General features: G+C 55.2%; 13 protein-coding genes. 7 read left to right on the forward strand and 6 right to left on the reverse strand.

Annotated features, from left to right (window positions below):
- Positions 1-273: 273 nt before the first annotated feature.
- Both ACOTYB_RS00410 and ACOTYB_RS00415 read left to right on the forward strand, forming a co-directional pair.
- A complete protein-coding gene (locus ACOTYB_RS00410; protein ID WP_045346599.1) occupies positions 274-1,770 on the forward strand; it encodes a DUF3300 domain-containing protein in 1,497 nt (498 codons plus the stop codon).
- 10 nt (positions 1,771-1,780) lie between these two features.
- Positions 1,781-2,572 carry a DUF2950 family protein gene (locus ACOTYB_RS00415; RefSeq protein ID WP_003856312.1) on the forward strand — a complete coding sequence of 264 codons (792 nt, stop codon included), beginning with the start codon at positions 1,781-1,783 and terminating at the stop codon, positions 2,570-2,572.
- Between the two features lie 52 nt (positions 2,573-2,624).
- Here ACOTYB_RS00415 and lpdA read toward each other — a convergent pair whose 3' ends face one another.
- The 4 genes from lpdA to pdhR all read right to left on the reverse strand — a co-directional run bounded on the left by lpdA (position 2,625) and on the right by pdhR (position 9,689).
- Positions 2,625-4,049 (reverse strand): dihydrolipoyl dehydrogenase, encoded by a 1,425-nt coding sequence (lpdA, locus tag ACOTYB_RS00420; protein ID WP_003856313.1) that lies wholly within the window; start codon positions 4,047-4,049, stop codon positions 2,625-2,627.
- A gap of 175 nt (positions 4,050-4,224) precedes the next feature.
- Positions 4,225-6,123, reverse strand: a complete 1,899-nt coding sequence (gene aceF, locus ACOTYB_RS00425) for a pyruvate dehydrogenase complex dihydrolipoyllysine-residue acetyltransferase (RefSeq protein ID WP_023315404.1) — start codon at positions 6,121-6,123, stop codon at positions 4,225-4,227.
- Between the two features lie 14 nt (positions 6,124-6,137).
- Positions 6,138-8,801: a pyruvate dehydrogenase (acetyl-transferring), homodimeric type gene (aceE, locus tag ACOTYB_RS00430; RefSeq protein ID WP_003856315.1), complete on the reverse strand. Its 2,664-nt coding sequence runs from the start codon at positions 8,799-8,801 to the stop codon at positions 6,138-6,140.
- 123 nt (positions 8,802-8,924) lie between these two features.
- A complete protein-coding gene (gene pdhR / locus ACOTYB_RS00435; RefSeq protein WP_023315403.1) occupies positions 8,925-9,689 on the reverse strand; it encodes a pyruvate dehydrogenase complex transcriptional repressor PdhR in 765 nt (254 codons plus the stop codon).
- 537 nt (positions 9,690-10,226) lie between these two features.
- Between pdhR and aroP the strand changes: the two genes are divergently transcribed.
- The 3 genes from aroP to ACOTYB_RS00450 all read left to right on the forward strand — a co-directional run bounded on the left by aroP (position 10,227) and on the right by ACOTYB_RS00450 (position 14,120).
- Complete coding sequence (gene aroP, locus ACOTYB_RS00440; protein ID WP_003856317.1) at positions 10,227-11,597, forward strand: aromatic amino acid transporter AroP; 1,371 nt, start codon at positions 10,227-10,229, stop codon at positions 11,595-11,597.
- A 164-nt stretch (positions 11,598-11,761) separates the two neighbouring features.
- Positions 11,762-13,159 (forward strand): glycoside-pentoside-hexuronide (GPH):cation symporter, encoded by a 1,398-nt coding sequence (locus tag ACOTYB_RS00445; RefSeq protein ID WP_023315402.1) that lies wholly within the window; start codon positions 11,762-11,764, stop codon positions 13,157-13,159.
- Between the two features lie 10 nt (positions 13,160-13,169).
- Positions 13,170-14,120, forward strand: coding sequence for a family 43 glycosylhydrolase (locus ACOTYB_RS00450; protein WP_220153575.1), 951 nt, complete (start codon positions 13,170-13,172; stop codon positions 14,118-14,120).
- Positions 14,121-14,138: 18 nt separating this feature from the next.
- Here the strand turns inward: ACOTYB_RS00450 and ampE are convergent, their stop codons facing one another.
- Complete coding sequence (gene ampE, locus ACOTYB_RS00455; RefSeq protein WP_022650402.1) at positions 14,139-14,993, reverse strand: beta-lactamase regulator AmpE; 855 nt, start codon at positions 14,991-14,993, stop codon at positions 14,139-14,141.
- Complete coding sequence (ampD, locus tag ACOTYB_RS00460; RefSeq protein ID WP_003856321.1) at positions 14,990-15,553, reverse strand: 1,6-anhydro-N-acetylmuramyl-L-alanine amidase AmpD; 564 nt, start codon at positions 15,551-15,553, stop codon at positions 14,990-14,992. The genes ampE and ampD overlap by 4 nt, the downstream gene beginning before the upstream one ends.
- 87 nt (positions 15,554-15,640) lie before the next feature.
- Here ampD and nadC point away from each other — a divergent pair, with 87 nt between their 5' ends.
- Together nadC and ppdD are read left to right on the forward strand one after the other, a co-directional pair.
- The gene (gene nadC / locus ACOTYB_RS00465) at positions 15,641-16,534 is read left to right on the forward strand and encodes a carboxylating nicotinate-nucleotide diphosphorylase (RefSeq protein WP_022650401.1); all 894 of its coding nucleotides are present in this window, start codon (positions 15,641-15,643) and stop codon (positions 16,532-16,534) included.
- 173 nt (positions 16,535-16,707) lie between these two features.
- Complete coding sequence (ppdD, locus tag ACOTYB_RS00470) at positions 16,708-17,145, forward strand: prepilin peptidase-dependent pilin (RefSeq protein ID WP_023315399.1); 438 nt, start codon at positions 16,708-16,710, stop codon at positions 17,143-17,145.
- Positions 17,146-17,154: the final 9 nt, after the last annotated feature.

Below are 17,154 nucleotides of genomic sequence, written 5' to 3' on the forward strand. Positions count from 1 at the left end.
ATGTAGCACCCCGTCACCGGGCCCGGAAGCAGTTCCGTAAGTCTGTCGTCCCCCCTCTGGCAACGCGCTGCTGGTCGCTCGCAAGAGCGGCCTTCTGAATTTCCGTCGCCTGCTCTGCCATCCGATATAATTGTGTAATAAATACTCATACTCTTTATCCGGATGCTTCAGAGTTTTTCCCAACAAAAGTCAAAACTGTAAAACACGGGTGAATGATACTCGCGGCAACAGCAACGCCTCACGGCACTGCACTCGTCTCGTTGGAGTCAATCTATGAAGTTGCCTTTTAAACCACATCTTCTTGTTCTGCTTTGCAGTGCGGGGCTGTTTGCCGCCTCGGGCGTCATGTTCGTTAAAAGCCGCGCAACGGAACCCGCTCCCGCACCTGCGCCGGTAGCCCCGCAGCTCCCCGACCCGGCAGCACAGCCTGCCCCGGTGGCCACCCCTGCCTATACCGCCGCGCAGATCGATCAGTGGACCGCGCCCATTGCGCTCTACCCCGACGCGCTGCTGTCGCAAATTCTGATGGCCTCAACCTATCCGGCGAGCGTGATTCAGGCCGCCCAGTGGTCAAAGGACAACCCTAAAATGCAGGGCGATGCCGCCATTCAGGCGGTCAGCGGGCAGCCATGGGATGCCAGCGTGAAATCGCTGGTCGCCTTTCCGCAGTTAATGTCGCTGATGGGGGAAAACCCGTCGTGGGTACAAAGCCTCGGCGACGCCTTTCTGGCCCAGCCAAAGGATGTGATGGATTCCGTGCAGCGTCTGCGCCTGCTGGCGAAGCAGACAGGCACATTGCAATCCACCCCGCAGCAGACCGTCACCACCGTGAAAAAATCTGCGCCAGCCTCCGCCAGTACAGCCGCGACGTCAACGTCGGCTAGTCCGACGGTGATTAAAATTGAGCCAGCCGATCCACAGGTGGTTTATGTCCCTACCTACAACCCTTCCACCGTTTACGGCACGTGGCCAAATGCCAGCTATCCGCCGGTGTATCTGCCTCCGTCTCCCGGCCAGCAGTTTACCAATAGTTTTGTCAGAGGCTTTGGCTATAGCCTCGGCGTAGCCACCACCTATGCGCTGTTCAGTAACATCGACTGGGACGATGACGACGATCATCATCACGATCATGATGACGATCACCACGGCGGTTATTCGCATAACGGCGATAACATTAATATTAATGTTAATAACTTCAATAAGATCACCGGCGAGCACCGTACCGATAATCACCAGGTCTGGCAGCATAATCCGGCCTACCGCAACGGCGTGCCCTACGCCAATAGCCAGCTTGCCAGCCGCTATCATCAGACTTCAGTGCCGGGCGGGTTGAGCGCTACCCGGCAGCAGCCGGTCAACCGCGATAGCCAGCGGCAGGCCGCGATGGCGCAGGTACAGCAGTCGACGGGCAAAACGCTCACACAGCTACAGCATGGCGACGCGCATTTCCCGCAACATTCAGCGTCCGCGCAGCAACTGAAGCAGCTCTCTCAGCGCAGCAACTATCGCGGCTACGACAGCGCGCGGCCCCACGCACAACAGATGAATAATACTCTTGCGCAAACCAGACGCCCGACGCAGGTTCAGCATCAGCCGCTGCGGGCAAACGCCCTGAGCGGCAACGACAGCCGTTCGGCCAGCTGGCAGGCCCAGCACCAGCGCGGGCTGCAAAGCCGCCAGCACGCGTCGCTGAACAGTGAGCAGCGTGCCAGCTTCCGCCAGCAGCTGTCCGAACACCATACCGAACACCATGAATTCCATCGTCGTTAAGGGAGCCGCTATGAACATGAAACCGATCGGTGGAATGCTGTTGTTGATGGTATCCACCTTCGCCTTCGCCCAGCAATCTTTCTCCACACCTGAGCAGGCGGCCAATGCCCTGACGAAGGCCATCAGCGAGCAGAATGAGAGCGCGATGGCCGACCTGCTGGGGGATAACTGGCGCGACTATCTGCCACCTGAAGGGGTTGATCCGGAGGCGGTGGCTCGATTCCTGCGTGACTGGAAGATAAACCATCGTACCGAAATCAGCGGCGATATTGCCCATCTGTCAGTTGGCGATAACGGCTGGCAACTCCCCATACCGGTAGTGAAGAAAAAAGAGGGCTGGCAATTTGATATGCAGAAAGCGGCTGATGAGATCCTGACCCGCGAAATCGGCCGCAACGAACTCGCGGCTATCGAAGCGCTGCACGCCTACGTCGACGCACAGCGGAGCTACTACGCCATGAACCACCGCTATGCGCAGAAGATTGTCAGCACGCCAGGGCTAAAAGACGGCCTGTACTGGCCCATCTCGCCGGGCGAAGCGCCAAGCCCGCTGGGTCCCGCCTTTAGCCCGCCGGAGCCTGGTATGGGCTATCACGGCTATCGGTTCCGCATTCTGTCGGATAAAAATGGCTTTGCGATGGTTGCCTGGCCCGTAAGCTATGGTCAGACGGGGGTAATGAGCTTTGTCGTTAACCAGGAAGACAAGGTTTATCAGGCAAATCTCGGCAACGATTCGGCGCAGAAAGCGCAGGCGCTCGCTGCATACCACCCGGATAAAACCTGGCAGCCTGTCACCCCCTGAACGCAGTGCATAAAAAAAGCGGCCTGAGGCCGCTTTTTTCATCTGAAGAAACTTATTTCTTCTTCGCTTTCGCGTTTGGCAGGTCGGTGATGCTACCTTCAAACACTTCTGCCGCCAGGCCCACGGACTCGTGCAGAGTCGGGTGAGCGTGGATGGTCAGCGCGATGTCTTCCGCGTCACAGCCCATTTCGATAGCCAGACCGATTTCACCCAGCAGCTCGCCGCCGTTGGTACCGACAATCGCACCACCGATTACACGGTGAGTTTCTTTGTCGAAGATCAGTTTGGTCATACCGTCTGCGCAGTCGGACGCGATAGCACGGCCAGAAGCAGCCCACGGGAAGGTGGCGGTTTCGTAGCTGATGCCTTTCTCTTTCGCTTCTTTCTCAGTCAGACCAACCCATGCAACTTCTGGCTCGGTGTAGGCGATAGATGGGATCACTTTCGGATCGAAGTAGTGCTTCATGCCGGCGATAACTTCAGCGGCAACGTGACCTTCGTGAACACCTTTGTGCGCCAGCATTGGCTGACCGACGATATCGCCGATAGCAAAGATGTGCGGCACGTTGGTACGCAGCTGTTTGTCAACGCGGATGAAGCCACGGTCGTCCACTTCCACGCCAGCTTTGCCCGCGTCGAGGTTTTTACCGTTCGGCACACGGCCGATAGCCACCAGTACGGCGTCGTAACGCTGTGGTTCGGATGGGGCTTTTTTGCCTTCCATGGAAACGTAAATACCGTCTTCTTTCGCTTCAACGGCAGTCACTTTGGTTTCCAGCATCAGGTTGAATTTCTTACTGATGCGTTTGGTGAAGACTTTAACGATGTCTTTGTCGGCAGCCGGGATAACCTGGTCGAACATTTCAACCACGTCGATCTCTGAACCCAGCGCATGGTACACGGTACCCATTTCCAGACCGATGATACCGCCGCCCATAACCAGCAGACGCTTAGGAACGGTTTTCAGCTCCAGCGCATCGGTGGAATCCCACACGCGTGGATCTTCATGTGGAATGAATGGCAGTTCGATTGGGCGAGAGCCTGCCGCGATGATCGCGTTGTCGAAGTTAATCACGGTTTTACCGTTTTCACCTTCCACTTCCAGGGTGTTCGCACCGGTGAATTTACCCAGACCGTTTACCACTTTCACTTTACGGCCTTTGGCCATACCCGCCAGACCGCCGGTCAGCTGAGTGATAACTTTCTCTTTCCAGGTACGAATTTTGTCGATGTCGGTCTTCGGCTCGCCGAAGACGATACCGTGTTCAGCCAGCGCTTTGGCTTCTTCGATAACTTTCGCTACGTGCAGCAGCGCTTTAGAAGGGATACAGCCGACGTTCAGACAAACACCGCCGAGGGTGCTGTAACGTTCTACGATGACGGTTTCCAGACCTAAATCCGCGGCGCGAAATGCTGCGGAATAACCTGCCGGGCCTGCCCCAAGTACTACGACCTGAGTTTTGATTTCTGTGCTCATCATGACCTCTTAATGTATACCCGTCGTCCACCGGGTCGTTCTATCCGCCCGTATTTTACAAAATTGTTAACAATTTTGAAACAACAAACGGCTCACGAATTATCGCTTTCACCAATAACCTCAAAAACCCCATGAGATTATCAGAAAAAAGCCGGCCGATTGGCCGGCTTTTCGATTACATCACCAGGCGGCGAATGTCGCTCAGCATGTTGTTAATGATGGTGATGAAACGCGCACCATCAGCCCCGTCGATCACGCGGTGGTCGAAGGACAGAGAGATTGGCATCATCAGACGCGGTACGAACTCTTTGCCATTCCACACCGGCTCCATCGCGGACTTGGACACACCGAGGATAGCCACTTCCGGCGCGTTCACAATCGGCGCGAAGTGGGTGGTACCCAGGCCGCCGATGCTGGAGATGGTGAAGCAGCCGCCCTGCATTTCGCCGGCAGTCAGCTTACCATCACGCGCTTTCTTGGAGATGGTGGTCAGTTCACGGGACAGCTCTGTGACGCTCTTCTTGTTCACGTCTTTGAAGACCGGAACAACCAGACCATTTGGCGTATCAACCGCAACACCGATGTTGATGTATTTCTTCAGCGTCAGCTTCTGGCCGTCTTCGGACAGGGAGCTGTTGAAGCGTGGCATCTGTTCCAGCGCCGCCGCAACCGCTTTCATGATGAAGACCACTGGGGTGAACTTCACGTCCAGCTTACGCTTCTCAGCTTCGGCGTTCTGCTGTTTACGGAACGCTTCCAGATCGGTGATATCGGTCTTATCGAAGTGGGTAACGTGCGGGATCATCACCCAGTTACGGCTCAGGTTAGCACCGGAGATTTTCTGGATACGGCCCAGTTCCACTTCTTCGATTTCGCCGAACTTGCTGAAGTCCACTTTCGGCCATGGCAGCATGCCCGGGATACCGCCGCCAGCGGCTGCCGCAGGTGCAGCTTCGGCGCGTTTCACCGCGTCTTTCACGTAAGCCTGAACGTCTTCGCGCAGGATACGACCTTTACGGCCGGTGCCCTTCACTTTCGCCAGGTTCACGCCGAATTCGCGCGCCAGGCGACGGATCAGCGGAGTCGCGTGGACATAAGCGTCGTTTTCAGCGAACTCAGATTTTTCTGCTTTAGCAGCAGGGGCAGCAGCCGGTTTAGCAGCCTGAGCCGGTGCAGCAGCCGGTGCCGGAGCAGCCGCAGCAGCAGGAGCGGCGGCAGGTGCAGCGCCTTCCACTTCGAAGACCATGATCAGAGAGCCGGTAGAGACTTTGTCGCCGGTGCTGATTTTGATCTCTTTAACGGTACCCGCGAACGGCGCAGGCACTTCCATGGAAGCTTTGTCGCCTTCAACGGTGATCAGTGACTGTTCAGCGGCAACTTTGTCGCCCACTTTCACCATCACTTCGGTCACTTCAACTTCATCACCGCCGATGTCTGGTACGTTAACGTCTTTCACGCCGCCAGCAGCCGCTGGTGCAGCAGCCGGAGCCGGAGCAGCTTCCGCTTTCGCTGGAGCCGCAGCGCCTTCAGAGCCCGCCACTTCGAAAATCATGATCAGGGAACCCGTAGACACTTTGTCACCGGTGTTGATCTTGATCTCTTTAACGGTACCGGCGAATGGCGCTGGTACTTCCATAGAGGCTTTATCGCCTTCTACGGTGATCAGTGACTGCTCAGCCGCAACGGTATCGCCCACTTTCACCAGGATTTCAGTGACTTCAACTTCGTCACCGCCGATGTCAGGCACGTTCACTTCTTTCGCTGCCGCGGCCGCTGCTGGAGCAGCAGCAGGAGCGGCTTCTTTCTTCTCTTCCTGCGCAGGTGCAGCTGCTGCTGCACCGTCGGCGGAATCGAAAATCATGATCAGTTTGCCAGTCTCGGTTTTATCGCCAACAGAGACTTTGATCTCTTTAACGATGCCAGCCTGAGGAGACGGGACTTCCATAGAAGCTTTGTCGCCTTCTACGGTGATCAGCGACTGTTCAGCTTCAACTTTGTCGCCCACTTTGACCAGGATTTCGGTGATTTCAACTTCATCAGCCCCGATGTCCGGTACATTGATTTCGATAGCCATTATTCTTTTACCTCTTACGCCAGACGCGGGTTAACTTTATCTGCATCGATGTTGAATTTAGTAATTGCGTCTGCAACCACTTTCTTATCGATTTCGCCACGTTTAGCCAGTTCGCCCAGTGCTGCTACAACCACGTAGGAAGCATCAACTTCGAAGTGGTGACGCAGGTTTTCGCGGCTGTCAGAACGACCGAAGCCGTCAGTACCCAGTACGCGATAATCATCAGCTGGAACGTAAGTACGAACCTGCTCAGCGAACAGTTTCATATAGTCAGTAGACGCCACCGCTGGCGCGTCGTTCATCACCTGAGCGATGTACGGAACGCGTGGGGTTTCCATTGGGTGCAGCATGTTCCAGCGCTCACAATCCTGGCCATCACGCGCCAGTTCAGTGAAGGAGGTAACAGAGTACACATCGGAACCCACACCGTAGTCTTTCGCCAGGATCTGCGCTGCTTCACGAACGTGACGCAGGATAGAACCAGAGCCCAGCAGCTGAACTTTACCTTTGCTACCTTCGATGGTTTCGAGTTTGTAGATACCTTTACGGATACCTTCCTCGGCACCTGCTGGCATTGCCGGCATGTGGTAGTTTTCGTTCAGGGTGGTGATGTAGTAGTAAATATTCTCTTGCGCTTCACCGTACATGCGCTGCAAGCCGTCATGCATGATGACTGCCACTTCGTACGCGTAAGACGGATCGTAAGAGATACAGTTAGGGATAGTCAGAGACTGAATGTGGCTATGACCATCTTCGTGCTGTAGACCTTCACCGTTCAGGGTCGTACGACCGGAAGTACCACCGATCAGGAAGCCGCGAGCCTGCTGGTCGCCTGCCTGCCAGCACAGGTCACCGATACGCTGGAACCCGAACATGGAGTAGTAAATGTAGAACGGGATCATCGGCAGGTTGTTGGTGCTGTAAGAGGTCGCAGCGGCCAGCCAGGATGCGCCTGCACCCAGTTCGTTGATACCTTCCTGAAGGATCTGGCCTTTCTCGTCTTCTTTGTAGTATGCAACCTGCTCACGGTCCTGCGGGGTGTACTGCTGGCCGTTCGGGCTGTAGATACCGATCTGACGGAACAGACCTTCCATACCGAAAGTACGCGCTTCGTCGGCGATGATTGGAACCAAACGATCTTTGATCGACTTGTTCTTCAGCATCACGTTCAGGGCACGAACGAAAGCGATAGTGGTAGAGATCTCTTTGTTCTGCTCTTCCAGCAGCTGAGAGAAATCTTCCAGCGCTGGCAGTTCCAGCTTCTCGGTGAAGTTAGGCTGACGAGCAGGCAGGTAGCCTTTCAGCGCCTGACGACGTTCGTGCAGGTACTTGTGTTCTTCAGACCCTTCCGGGAAGGTGATGTAAGACAGTTTTTCTACCTGCTCATCGGTCACTGGAACGTTGAAACGGTCGCGGATATAACGCACGCCGTCCATGTTCATTTTCTTAACCTGGTGAGCGATGTTCTTACCTTCTGCGGTATCACCCATGCCGTAACCTTTGATGGTGTGGGCCAGGATCACAGTCGCTTTACCTTTGGTTTCACGCGCTTTTTTCAGTGCAGCGTAAACTTTCTTCGGATCGTGACCACCGCGGTTCAGCGCCCAGATCTGCTCGTCAGTCCAGTCTGCAACCAGGGCTGCGGTTTCAGGATATTTGCCGAAGAAGTGCTCACGAACGTAGGCACCGTCTTTGGATTTGAAGGTCTGGTAGTCGCCGTCAACGGTTTCGTTCATCAGCTGGATCAGTTTACCGCTGGTGTCTTTACGCAGCAGTTCATCCCAACGACCGCCCCACATCACTTTGATCACGTTCCAGCCAGCACCTGCGAAGATGCCTTCCAGTTCGTTGATGATCTTGCCGTTACCGGTTACCGGACCATCCAGACGTTGCAGGTTACAGTTGATGATGAAGCACAGGTTGTCCAGCTTCTCACGGGTCGCGATGGTGATCGCGCCTTTAGATTCTGGCTCATCCATTTCACCGTCGCCCAGGAAGGCGTAAACGGTCTGCTCAGAGGTGTCTTTCAGACCACGGTGTTCCAGGTACTTCAGGAATTTAGCCTGATAGATCGCACCGATTGGACCCAGACCCATAGATACGGTCGGGAACTGCCAGAACTCAGGCATCAGTTTAGGGTGCGGGTAAGAAGACAGACCCTTACCGTGAACTTCCTGACGGAAGTTGTTCATCTGCTCTTCAGTCAGACGACCTTCTAGGAAGGCACGTGCATAGATGCCCGGAGAGATGTGGCCCTGGAAGTACACCAGATCGCCGCCGTCTTTCTCGTTAGCTGCACGGAAGAAGTGGTTGAAGCACACTTCGTAAATGGTCGCAGAAGACTGGAAGGACGCCATGTGGCCACCCAGTTCCAGGTCTTTCTTAGATGCGCGCAGAACGGTCATGATGGCGTTCCAGCGGATAGCAGAACGGATACGGCGTTCCAGATCCAGATTGCCCGGGTATTCCGGTTCGTCTTCGACGGCAATCGTGTTTACGTAGTTGCTAGCCCCTGCACCTGAAGCCACTTTCACGCCGCCTTTGCGTGCTTCAGAAAGCAGCTGATCAATCAGATACTGAGCGCGCTCAACACCTTCTTCACGGATGACCGATTCGATCGCCTGTAGCCAGTCGCGAGTTTCGATCGGATCCACGTCATTTTGGAGACGTTCTGACATGGGGGTATTCCTTATCTATCTAATACGTTGATTTGTCTGGAACCTGTCCCATTGTATTTTCGCCAGAAAACACAATAAGACAGGTTCTGCGTTTAGTTGCCGCGCTCTAAAAGTACCTGGCGCTTAATCCTTTCGTTGCTGTATGCGGCGTAATGAACGTTCGCGACGCGATTGTTCACGGCTGCGGTCCAGCAAGATTTCCTCAATGAAAGCCAGATGGCGGTGCGACGCTTCGCGCGCCTGCTCCGGTTCCCCGGCCATTATCGCCTCGAATACTCGGGTGCGATGGTTGCTTACCAGCGGGAGCATCTCCCGACGGGCATACAACAATTCAAAATTCTGACGAACGTTCTGGGCCAGCATCGGCTCCATGCAGCGTAGCAGATGGAGGAGCACCACGTTGTGCGCCGCTTCGGTGACGGCAATTTGATACTGGACGACGGCGCTGGACTCGGCGTCTAAATCGCCGGACTGCTGTGCCCGTTCAATGGCCTGATGCAGCTCGCGAATACGTATGCGGTCTTCATCAGTGCTGCGAAGGGCGGCGTAATAGGCCGCGATACCTTCCAGCGCGTGACGGGTCTCAAGCAGATCAAACTGGGATTCTGGGTGGTCAGAGAGAAGTTCTACCAGCGGGTCGCTGAAGCTCTGCCACAGGCTGTTTTGCACAAAGGTTCCGCCACCCTGGCGACGGAGCAACAGGCCCTTTGCTTCGAGACGTTGAATCGCCTCACGCAGAGAGGGACGTGAAACGTCGAACTGTTTTGCCAGCTCGCGTTCTGGCGGGAGCTTCTCGCCCGGGCGCAGTGTCCCTTCGAGAATTAAAAACTCCAGCTGCTGCTCAATCACATCGGAAAGTTTTGGTTGGCGAATTTTGCTGTAGGCCATATTCCCTGTCTTACGCCTTTTTGCCCGGAGTCAATTGGTCTTACCAATTTCATGTTCGTATCGCTAAAGTAACAAAGTATTCACCTTCTGTCCATATTGGTTTTGATTGAAATCAGTAAACCCGGCACATTTTAACAACCTTACAGAACTAACGTTTCAGGAATGTAACTTTGCACAAATGAAATGGTTACTACCAAAGAGGCAGTTTTAACCATAATGAAACGAGGGTTTTTGCAATCTGAAGCGATTCAACAAGGCAAAAAATGAAAATTCGCCCTCTTCTGACGCATTTCTATTCTATAGGTTGGGGTATGAGGGGTTAACGTACCGATTTACAATTGGTTTCTTTTTATTCAAGTCGTCATCGCCCCTTCATAAAGCAGGTGCATTCGCTGGCGCTTACCACTATTCTGGCGCTAACGGAAGCCATCTCCGCTTTTTTCGGTATCGTTAACCGTAAAGAAATAAATACAGAATATGGACTTTCATAATTACACACGCACAGCGTGAACATAACAACCACACACGAGGTTTCAAATGGAAGCTCAACAGCATGGCGATCAGCTAAAGCGCGGCCTTAAAAACCGCCATATACAGCTCATCGCCCTGGGCGGTGCTATTGGTACTGGCCTGTTTCTGGGCAGTGCATCGGTTATTCAGTCGGCCGGTCCGGGCATTATTTTGGGGTACGCGATAGCGGGTTTCATTGCATTTCTGATTATGCGTCAGTTAGGGGAAATGGTTGTTGAGGAGCCGGTCGCAGGCTCATTCAGCCACTTCGCCTATAAATACTGGGGCAGCTTCGCAGGTTTCGCCTCGGGCTGGAACTATTGGGTTCTGTACGTTCTGGTTGCCATGGCCGAGCTGACCGCCGTCGGGAAATATATTCAGTTCTGGTACCCGGAGATCCCTACCTGGGCGTCTGCGGCGGCCTTCTTCGTCCTGATTAATGCCATTAACCTCACCAACGTAAAAGTGTTCGGTGAGATGGAGTTCTGGTTTGCCATCATCAAAGTGATTGCCGTTGTAGCGATGATCATCTTCGGCGGCTGGCTGCTGTTCAGCGGCAACGGCGGCCCGCAGGCCACCGTGCGCAACCTTTGGGAGCAAGGCGGGTTCTTGCCTCACGGCATGACCGGCCTGGTGATGATGATGGCGATCATTATGTTCTCCTTCGGCGGTCTGGAGCTGGTGGGCATCACCGCCGCGGAAGCCGACAACCCGGAACAGAGCATCCCGAAAGCCACAAATCAGGTTATCTACCGCATCCTGATCTTCTATGTGGGCTCACTGGCGGTGCTGCTCTCGCTGCTGCCATGGACGCGCGTTACGGCGGATACCAGCCCCTTTGTGCTCATCTTCCACGAGCTGGGCGATACCTTCGTGGCGAACGCGCTCAACGTCGTGGTGCTGACCGCTGCGCTCTCCGTTTATAACAGCTGCGTTTACTGCAACAGCCGTATGCTGTTCGGCCTGGCGCAACAGGGCAACGCACCGAAAGCGCTGCTCACCGTTGATAAGCGTGGCGTACCGGTTAATACCATCATCGTGTCGGCGGTCGTGACGGCGCTGTGCGTGCTGATTAACTACCTGGCCCCGGAATCAGCCTTCGGTCTGCTGATGGCGCTGGTGGTTTCCGCCCTGGTGATTAACTGGGCAATGATTAGCCTCGCGCACATCAAGTTCCGCCGCGCCAAGCAGCAGCAGGGCGTAACCACGCGCTTCCCTGCCCTGCTCTATCCGCTGGGGAACTGGGTTTGCCTGCTGTTCATGGCAGCTGTACTGGTCATCATGCTCATCACCCCAGGCATGGCGATTTCCGTCTACCTGATCCCGGTCTGGATTGCGATCCTCGGCGTGGGTTATATGGTGAAACAGAAAAATGCCAAAACGGTGAAAGCGCACTAAGTGTTTTCTCGCTGTACTCGCGGTTGCGGGTACAGCGTCTTGTTACCTTCCTCACAAATTCGCGCCAACAGCAAAATCCTCCATATCACCGCCTTTATATTGCAACGCATATATTCGTTTGCCAGCGAATAATTCTCTCCATACCGAAACCCGGAGAGCTGTCGATGAATAACAACAAACTGTCAGTAAAAGAAAAGATCGGCTATGGCATGGGTGACGCCGGATGCAACATTATCTTTGGCGCCATCATGTTATTTGTTAACTATTTTTATACGGATATTTTTGGTCTGGCTCCTGCACTGGTTGGCGTTTTACTCCTGTCCGTGCGCGTCATTGATGCCGTAACGGACCCGATCATGGGCGCGATTGCTGACCGTACCCGCAGCAAATATGGCCGGTTTCGTCCATGGCTGCTGTGGATTGCCTTCCCCTATGCGCTGTTCAGCATTCTGATGTTCACCACGCCAGAGTGGAGCTATAACAGCAAAGTTATCTATGCCTTTGTCACCTACTTCCTGCTGTCGCTGACCTATACCGCCATCAATATTCCGTACTGCTCGCTCGGCGGCGTGATCACCAACGACCCGAAAGAGCGCGTTGCCTGCCAGTCCTACCGTTTTGTTATGGTTGGTATCGCCACGCTGCTGCTGTCGCTAACGCTCCTGCCAATGGCCGACTGGTTCGGTGGGGATAACAAAGCCAAAGGCTACCAGATGGCGATGACCGTGCTGGCGCTGATTGGTACCTGCATGTTCCTGTTCTGCTTCGCCACGGTGCGCGAGCGCGTGCGTCCGGCGGTGCAAACCCATGACGAACTTAAAAACGACCTGAAAGACGTGTGGAAGAACGACCAGTGGGTGCGAATCCTGCTGTTAACCCTGTGCAACGTCTGCCCTGGCTTTATCCGCATGGCGGCCACCATGTATTACGTTACCTGGGTCATGGGGCAAAGCACCCATTTCGCCACGCTGTTTATCAGCCTGGGCGTGATCGGCATGATGTTCGGCAGTATGCTGGCGAAAGTGCTGACCGACCGCTGGTGTAAGCTGAAGGTCTTCTTCTGGACCAACATCGCGCTGGCGATTTTCTCCTGCGCCTTCTACTTCTTCGACCCGAAAGCGACGACAACCATTGTCGTGCTTTACGTCCTGCTGAACATCCTGCACCAGATCCCATCCCCGCTGCACTGGTCCCTGATGGCCGACGTGGACGACTACGGTGAATGGAAAACCGGGAAACGTATCACCGGGATCAGCTTCTCCGGCAACATCTTCTTCCTGAAACTGGGTCTGGCGATTGCCGGGGCAATGGTCGGTTTCCTGCTCTCCTGGTACGGCTACGATGCGGGCGCAAAAGCGCAGAGCGCGGATGCCATCAACGGGATCGTGCTGCTCTTTACCGTCATTCCTGGCATTGGATACTTAATTACCGCGGGCGTAGTACGTCTGCTGAAAGTGGACCGTGAGACCATGAAGCAGATCCAGTCCGATCTGGAAAAGCGTCGCACCAACTATCGCGAGCTGAACGATTATCAGGAACTCAAAGCCGCTGAGACTAAATAAGGAAAGCCGAATGCAAACCTGGCCAAACCCGTTTATTGAACAACGCGCCGACCCGTATATCCTGCGTCACGATGGGCAATATTACTTTATCGCCTCCGTACCGGAGTACGATCGGCTGGCGATCCGCCGCGCGGACTCGCTGGAAGGTTTACGCGATGCCGAAGAGGTGGTTGTCTGGCGCAAGCCCGACACCGGCCCGATGAGCCAGCTGATCTGGGCACCGGAACTGCATCATATCGACGGCAGTTGGTACATCTATTTTGCCGCCACGCATACCCAGGCGCTCGATCAGCTCGGGATGTTCCAGCATCGCATGTTTGCCATTGAATGCGCAGATCGCGATCCGCTCACCGGTACGTGGGTGGAAAAAGGGCAAATCAAAACCCCGTTTGACACCTTCGCGCTGGATGCCACCACCTTTGTTCATCAGGGTAAACGCTGGTATTTGTGGGCGCAAAAAGCCCTGGATATTTCCGGTAACTCGAATCTTTACCTGTGTGAAATGGAAAATCCGTGGACGCTGAAAGGCGAGCCGGTGATGCTCAGTAAACCGGAATATGACTGGGAGTGCCGCGGGTTCTGGGTCAATGAAGGCCCGGCGGTGCTGTTCCATGGCGATAAGCTGTTTATCAGCTATTCCGCCAGCGCCACCGACGAGAACTACTGCATGGGATTACTGTGGGCAGACCTGAATGCCGATCCGCAAAACCCGGCTAACTGGCATAAATCCCCGCGCCCGGTGTTCGTCACCAGCTACGAAAACCGTCAGTATGGGCCAGGCCATAACAGCTTTACGCAGACGCCGGAAGGCGAAGATGTGCTGGTCTACCACGCGCGAAACTACACTGAAATTGAAGGCGATCCGCTTTACGATCCCAATCGCCATACTCGCCTGAAACTCATCCGCTGGAACGAAAACGGGATGCCTGAATTCGGCATCCCGCCCGCAGATACACCGTAACGGCTTCGGCGCGCTGGCTTAAACCAGCGTGCCGTAAATCGTCAGCAGCGCCACAATCACCACCACCACAAACGACGTTTTCTTCGCCATCGAGACGGCAGCCTTTGGCGTTGCGACTTTGTCCGTGTGCGGCTCACGGGCCAGCGAGAACTGTGCCAGTCGGGTTAAAACCTGATACTGCGAGGTATGGCGGTCAGCAAGGGAGACAAACCACGCGGGCAGCGCCTTTTCACCGTGACCGATGAGGGCATAGACCACGCCTACCAGACGCACCGGAAGCCAGTCGAGCACGTGCAGGATGGCATCAATGCCGGACTGTAGACGTTCATGCGGCGTAAGATAGCGGGCAAGCCAGGTCTGCCAGGCGCGCAGGAACGCGTAACCCATCAGCAGTACCGGCCCCCAGGGTCCGCCCACCACGAACCAGAACAGCGGCGCCAGGTAGTAACGGAAGTTAATCCACAGCAGCGCGTTTTGCAGCTCCCGCAGAAACTCGCGTTCATCGCAGTCCGGCGGTACGCCGTGGATCATCGTCAACTCGCTCGCCATCGCGCCGCGCGCGTGGGCATCATCCCGGGAAGCGGCTTTCAGATACGCGTGATAGTGCAAACGCACCTTGCCCGCGCCAATACACAACACGCCGAGCAGGATCCACATCACCAGCAGCGGCACGTTGAAAAAGAGGCCGTAAAGCGAGCGCAGCAACAGGAACGTAATCACCATCACGCCTGCCGCCATCAGCAGCGTGCGCAGCATGGAAAAATGCCTGATGCGGCGGAATAACACCTCCAGCCGATGATCCAGATGCCAGTGCTCGCCGAGCTTAAACAGGCGTTCAGCGATCATAACCAGCAGCATGGTAAACAACGTCATGTTATCTCCTTATCTGACGACGTGGTAAGCATGGCGTGAAACCGGGACCAGTCAAACGCCGGGCCGGGGTCGGTTTTTCTTTCGGGGGCGATGTCGCTGTGCCCTGTAATATTGTCTGCAATGGCGGGATAGCGCCCGATTAACGTTTGCGTTACAGCAACCAGTTTCTCATATTGCGCATCGGTGTAAGGCGTGGTGTCCGTTCCTTCCAGTTCAATTCCAATGGAGAAATCATTGCACCGCTCGCGCCCCTGATACTTCGACACGCCGGCATGCCAGGCACGCTTATCAAAAGGAACATACTGAACCACTTCGCCATCACGACGGATCAGACAGTGCGCCGATACGCGCAGATGCGCAATCTCAGCAAAGAAGGGGTGGGCATCGGGATCTATCGTTCCAGTGAATAACGCATCGATCCACGGACCGCCAAACTCACCCGGCGGGAGACTAATATTGTGAACCACCAGCAGTGTGGGCTTTTCATCCTCCGGGCGGCAGTCGTGGTGCGGCGACGGTACATGCCGCGCGTCCACCAGCCATCCGTTTTCTAACAACATGCTGGAACTCCTTATCTATGGTGCTGTTACTCGGTTCAGAGTAGCATGTTTCAATATTATGATTCGTTACCAATTTGGAGTTTTATCATGCCGCCTCGCCGCTATAACCCCGACCACCGACGTGACGCGCTTCTGGAACGTATTAATAGTGATATCCCGGCAAGCGTTGCCCATGCCCTGAGAGAAGACCTCGGCGGTGACGTCAGCGCCGATAACGATATTACCGCCCAATTGTTGCCAAAAGAGACACGCTCGCATGCGGTGGTTATCACCCGTGAAGCAGGGGTTTTCTGCGGCAAACGCTGGGTTGAGGAGGTCTTTACCCAGCTGGCGGGCGACGAGGTGCAGGTAACATGGCACGTTGAGGACGGCGATGCGGTCACGGCGAATCAGCCACTGTTCGAACTGGACGGCCCGTCCCGCGTCTTGCTGACTGGTGAACGCACCGCGCTCAATTTTGTGCAAACGCTCTCTGGCGTTGCCAGTGAAGTACGCCGCTACGTTGACCTGCTGGCAGGCACCCGCACGCAGCTGCTGGATACCCGTAAAACCCTGCCGGGCCTGCGCACCGCGCTGAAATACGCGGTACTCTGCGGTGGCGGCGCCAACCATCGTCTGGGGCTATCCGATGCCTTCCTGATCAAAGAGAACCACATTATTGCCTCTGGCTCGGTGCGTCAGGCCGTGGAAAAAGCCTTCTGGCTGCATCCGGATGTGCCCGTCGAAGTGGAAGTGGAAACGCTGGAGGAGCTGGACGAGGCCATTAAAGCGGGGGCTGACATCATCATGCTCGATAACTTCGACACGGAGCAGATGCGTGAAGCGGTCAAACGCACAAACGGCCAGGCGCAGCTTGAGGTGTCCGGCAACGTGACGTTCGACACCCTCCGCGAATTTGCTGAAACCGGCGTCGATTACATCTCCGTAGGCGCCCTGACCAAGCACGTCCGCGCCCTCGACCTCTCGATGCGCTTCAAATAAATTATCCCCCCTCTCCGCCCGGAGAGGGGAAATACGAAACCGCTCGCAATTACGCTGTCCTTCTCTGCAACACTGAATCATTTCCCTGAAAGCCCCTTCACGTTCACGCTTTTGCCCCTCGTTTCTGCGCGCAGTCACTGCCACAGTAGCGCCACTTAACATAAGGAGCAGACATGAACAGACAACAAGGATTTACCCTGATTGAGCTAATGGTAGTCATTGGCATTATTGCCATCCTGAGCGCGATTGGCGTCCCGGCCTATCAGAACTACCTGCGAAAAGCGGCGCTCACCGATATGCTGCAAACGTTCATCCCCTACCGCACCGCCATTGAGCTTTGCGCCCTGGATCGTGGTGGTGTGGATCGCTGCGACGCAGGCACCAATGGCATCCCCTCCCCGACAACCACACGTTACGTTTCAGCGATGAGCGTGGCGAAGGGGATCGTATCGTTAACAGGGCAGGAAAGCCTTAACGGACTTGAAGTGCTCATGACACCGATCTGGAGCGACGGTAACGGTATGACGGGCTGGACGCGTGACTGCAAAATTGCGTCCGACACGGCGCTCAGACAAGCCTGTGAAGATGTTTTCCGCTTCGACAACAACTGACAGGAGTGG

This window comes from Enterobacter cloacae complex sp. IR5450, from assembly GCF_049238665.1.
Classification (GTDB): domain Bacteria; phylum Pseudomonadota; class Gammaproteobacteria; order Enterobacterales; family Enterobacteriaceae; genus Enterobacter; species Enterobacter hormaechei_C.

What these genes read in the sequence shown, in the direction of transcription:
- ACOTYB_RS00410 (WP_045346599.1), top strand. Translation starts at nt 274, where the DNA reads ATGAAGTTGCCTTTTAAACCACATCTTCTTGTTCTGCTTTGCAGTGCG.
- ACOTYB_RS00415 (WP_003856312.1), top strand. Translation starts at nt 1,781, where the DNA reads ATGAACATGAAACCGATCGGTGGAATGCTGTTGTTGATGGTATCCACC.
- lpdA (WP_003856313.1), bottom strand. Translation starts at nt 4,049, where the DNA reads ATGAGCACAGAAATCAAAACTCAGGTCGTAGTACTTGGGGCAGGCCCG.
- aceF (WP_023315404.1), bottom strand. Translation starts at nt 6,123, where the DNA reads ATGGCTATCGAAATCAATGTACCGGACATCGGGGCTGATGAAGTTGAA.
- aceE (WP_003856315.1), bottom strand. Translation starts at nt 8,801, where the DNA reads ATGTCAGAACGTCTCCAAAATGACGTGGATCCGATCGAAACTCGCGAC.
- pdhR (WP_023315403.1), bottom strand. Translation starts at nt 9,689, where the DNA reads ATGGCCTACAGCAAAATTCGCCAACCAAAACTTTCCGATGTGATTGAG.
- aroP (WP_003856317.1), top strand. Translation starts at nt 10,227, where the DNA reads ATGGAAGCTCAACAGCATGGCGATCAGCTAAAGCGCGGCCTTAAAAAC.
- ACOTYB_RS00445 (WP_023315402.1), top strand. Translation starts at nt 11,762, where the DNA reads ATGAATAACAACAAACTGTCAGTAAAAGAAAAGATCGGCTATGGCATG.
- ACOTYB_RS00450 (WP_220153575.1), top strand. Translation starts at nt 13,170, where the DNA reads ATGCAAACCTGGCCAAACCCGTTTATTGAACAACGCGCCGACCCGTAT.
- ampE (WP_022650402.1), bottom strand. Translation starts at nt 14,993, where the DNA reads ATGACGTTGTTTACCATGCTGCTGGTTATGATCGCTGAACGCCTGTTT.
- ampD (WP_003856321.1), bottom strand. Translation starts at nt 15,553, where the DNA reads ATGTTGTTAGAAAACGGATGGCTGGTGGACGCGCGGCATGTACCGTCG.
- nadC (WP_022650401.1), top strand. Translation starts at nt 15,641, where the DNA reads ATGCCGCCTCGCCGCTATAACCCCGACCACCGACGTGACGCGCTTCTG.
- ppdD (WP_023315399.1), top strand. Translation starts at nt 16,708, where the DNA reads ATGAACAGACAACAAGGATTTACCCTGATTGAGCTAATGGTAGTCATT.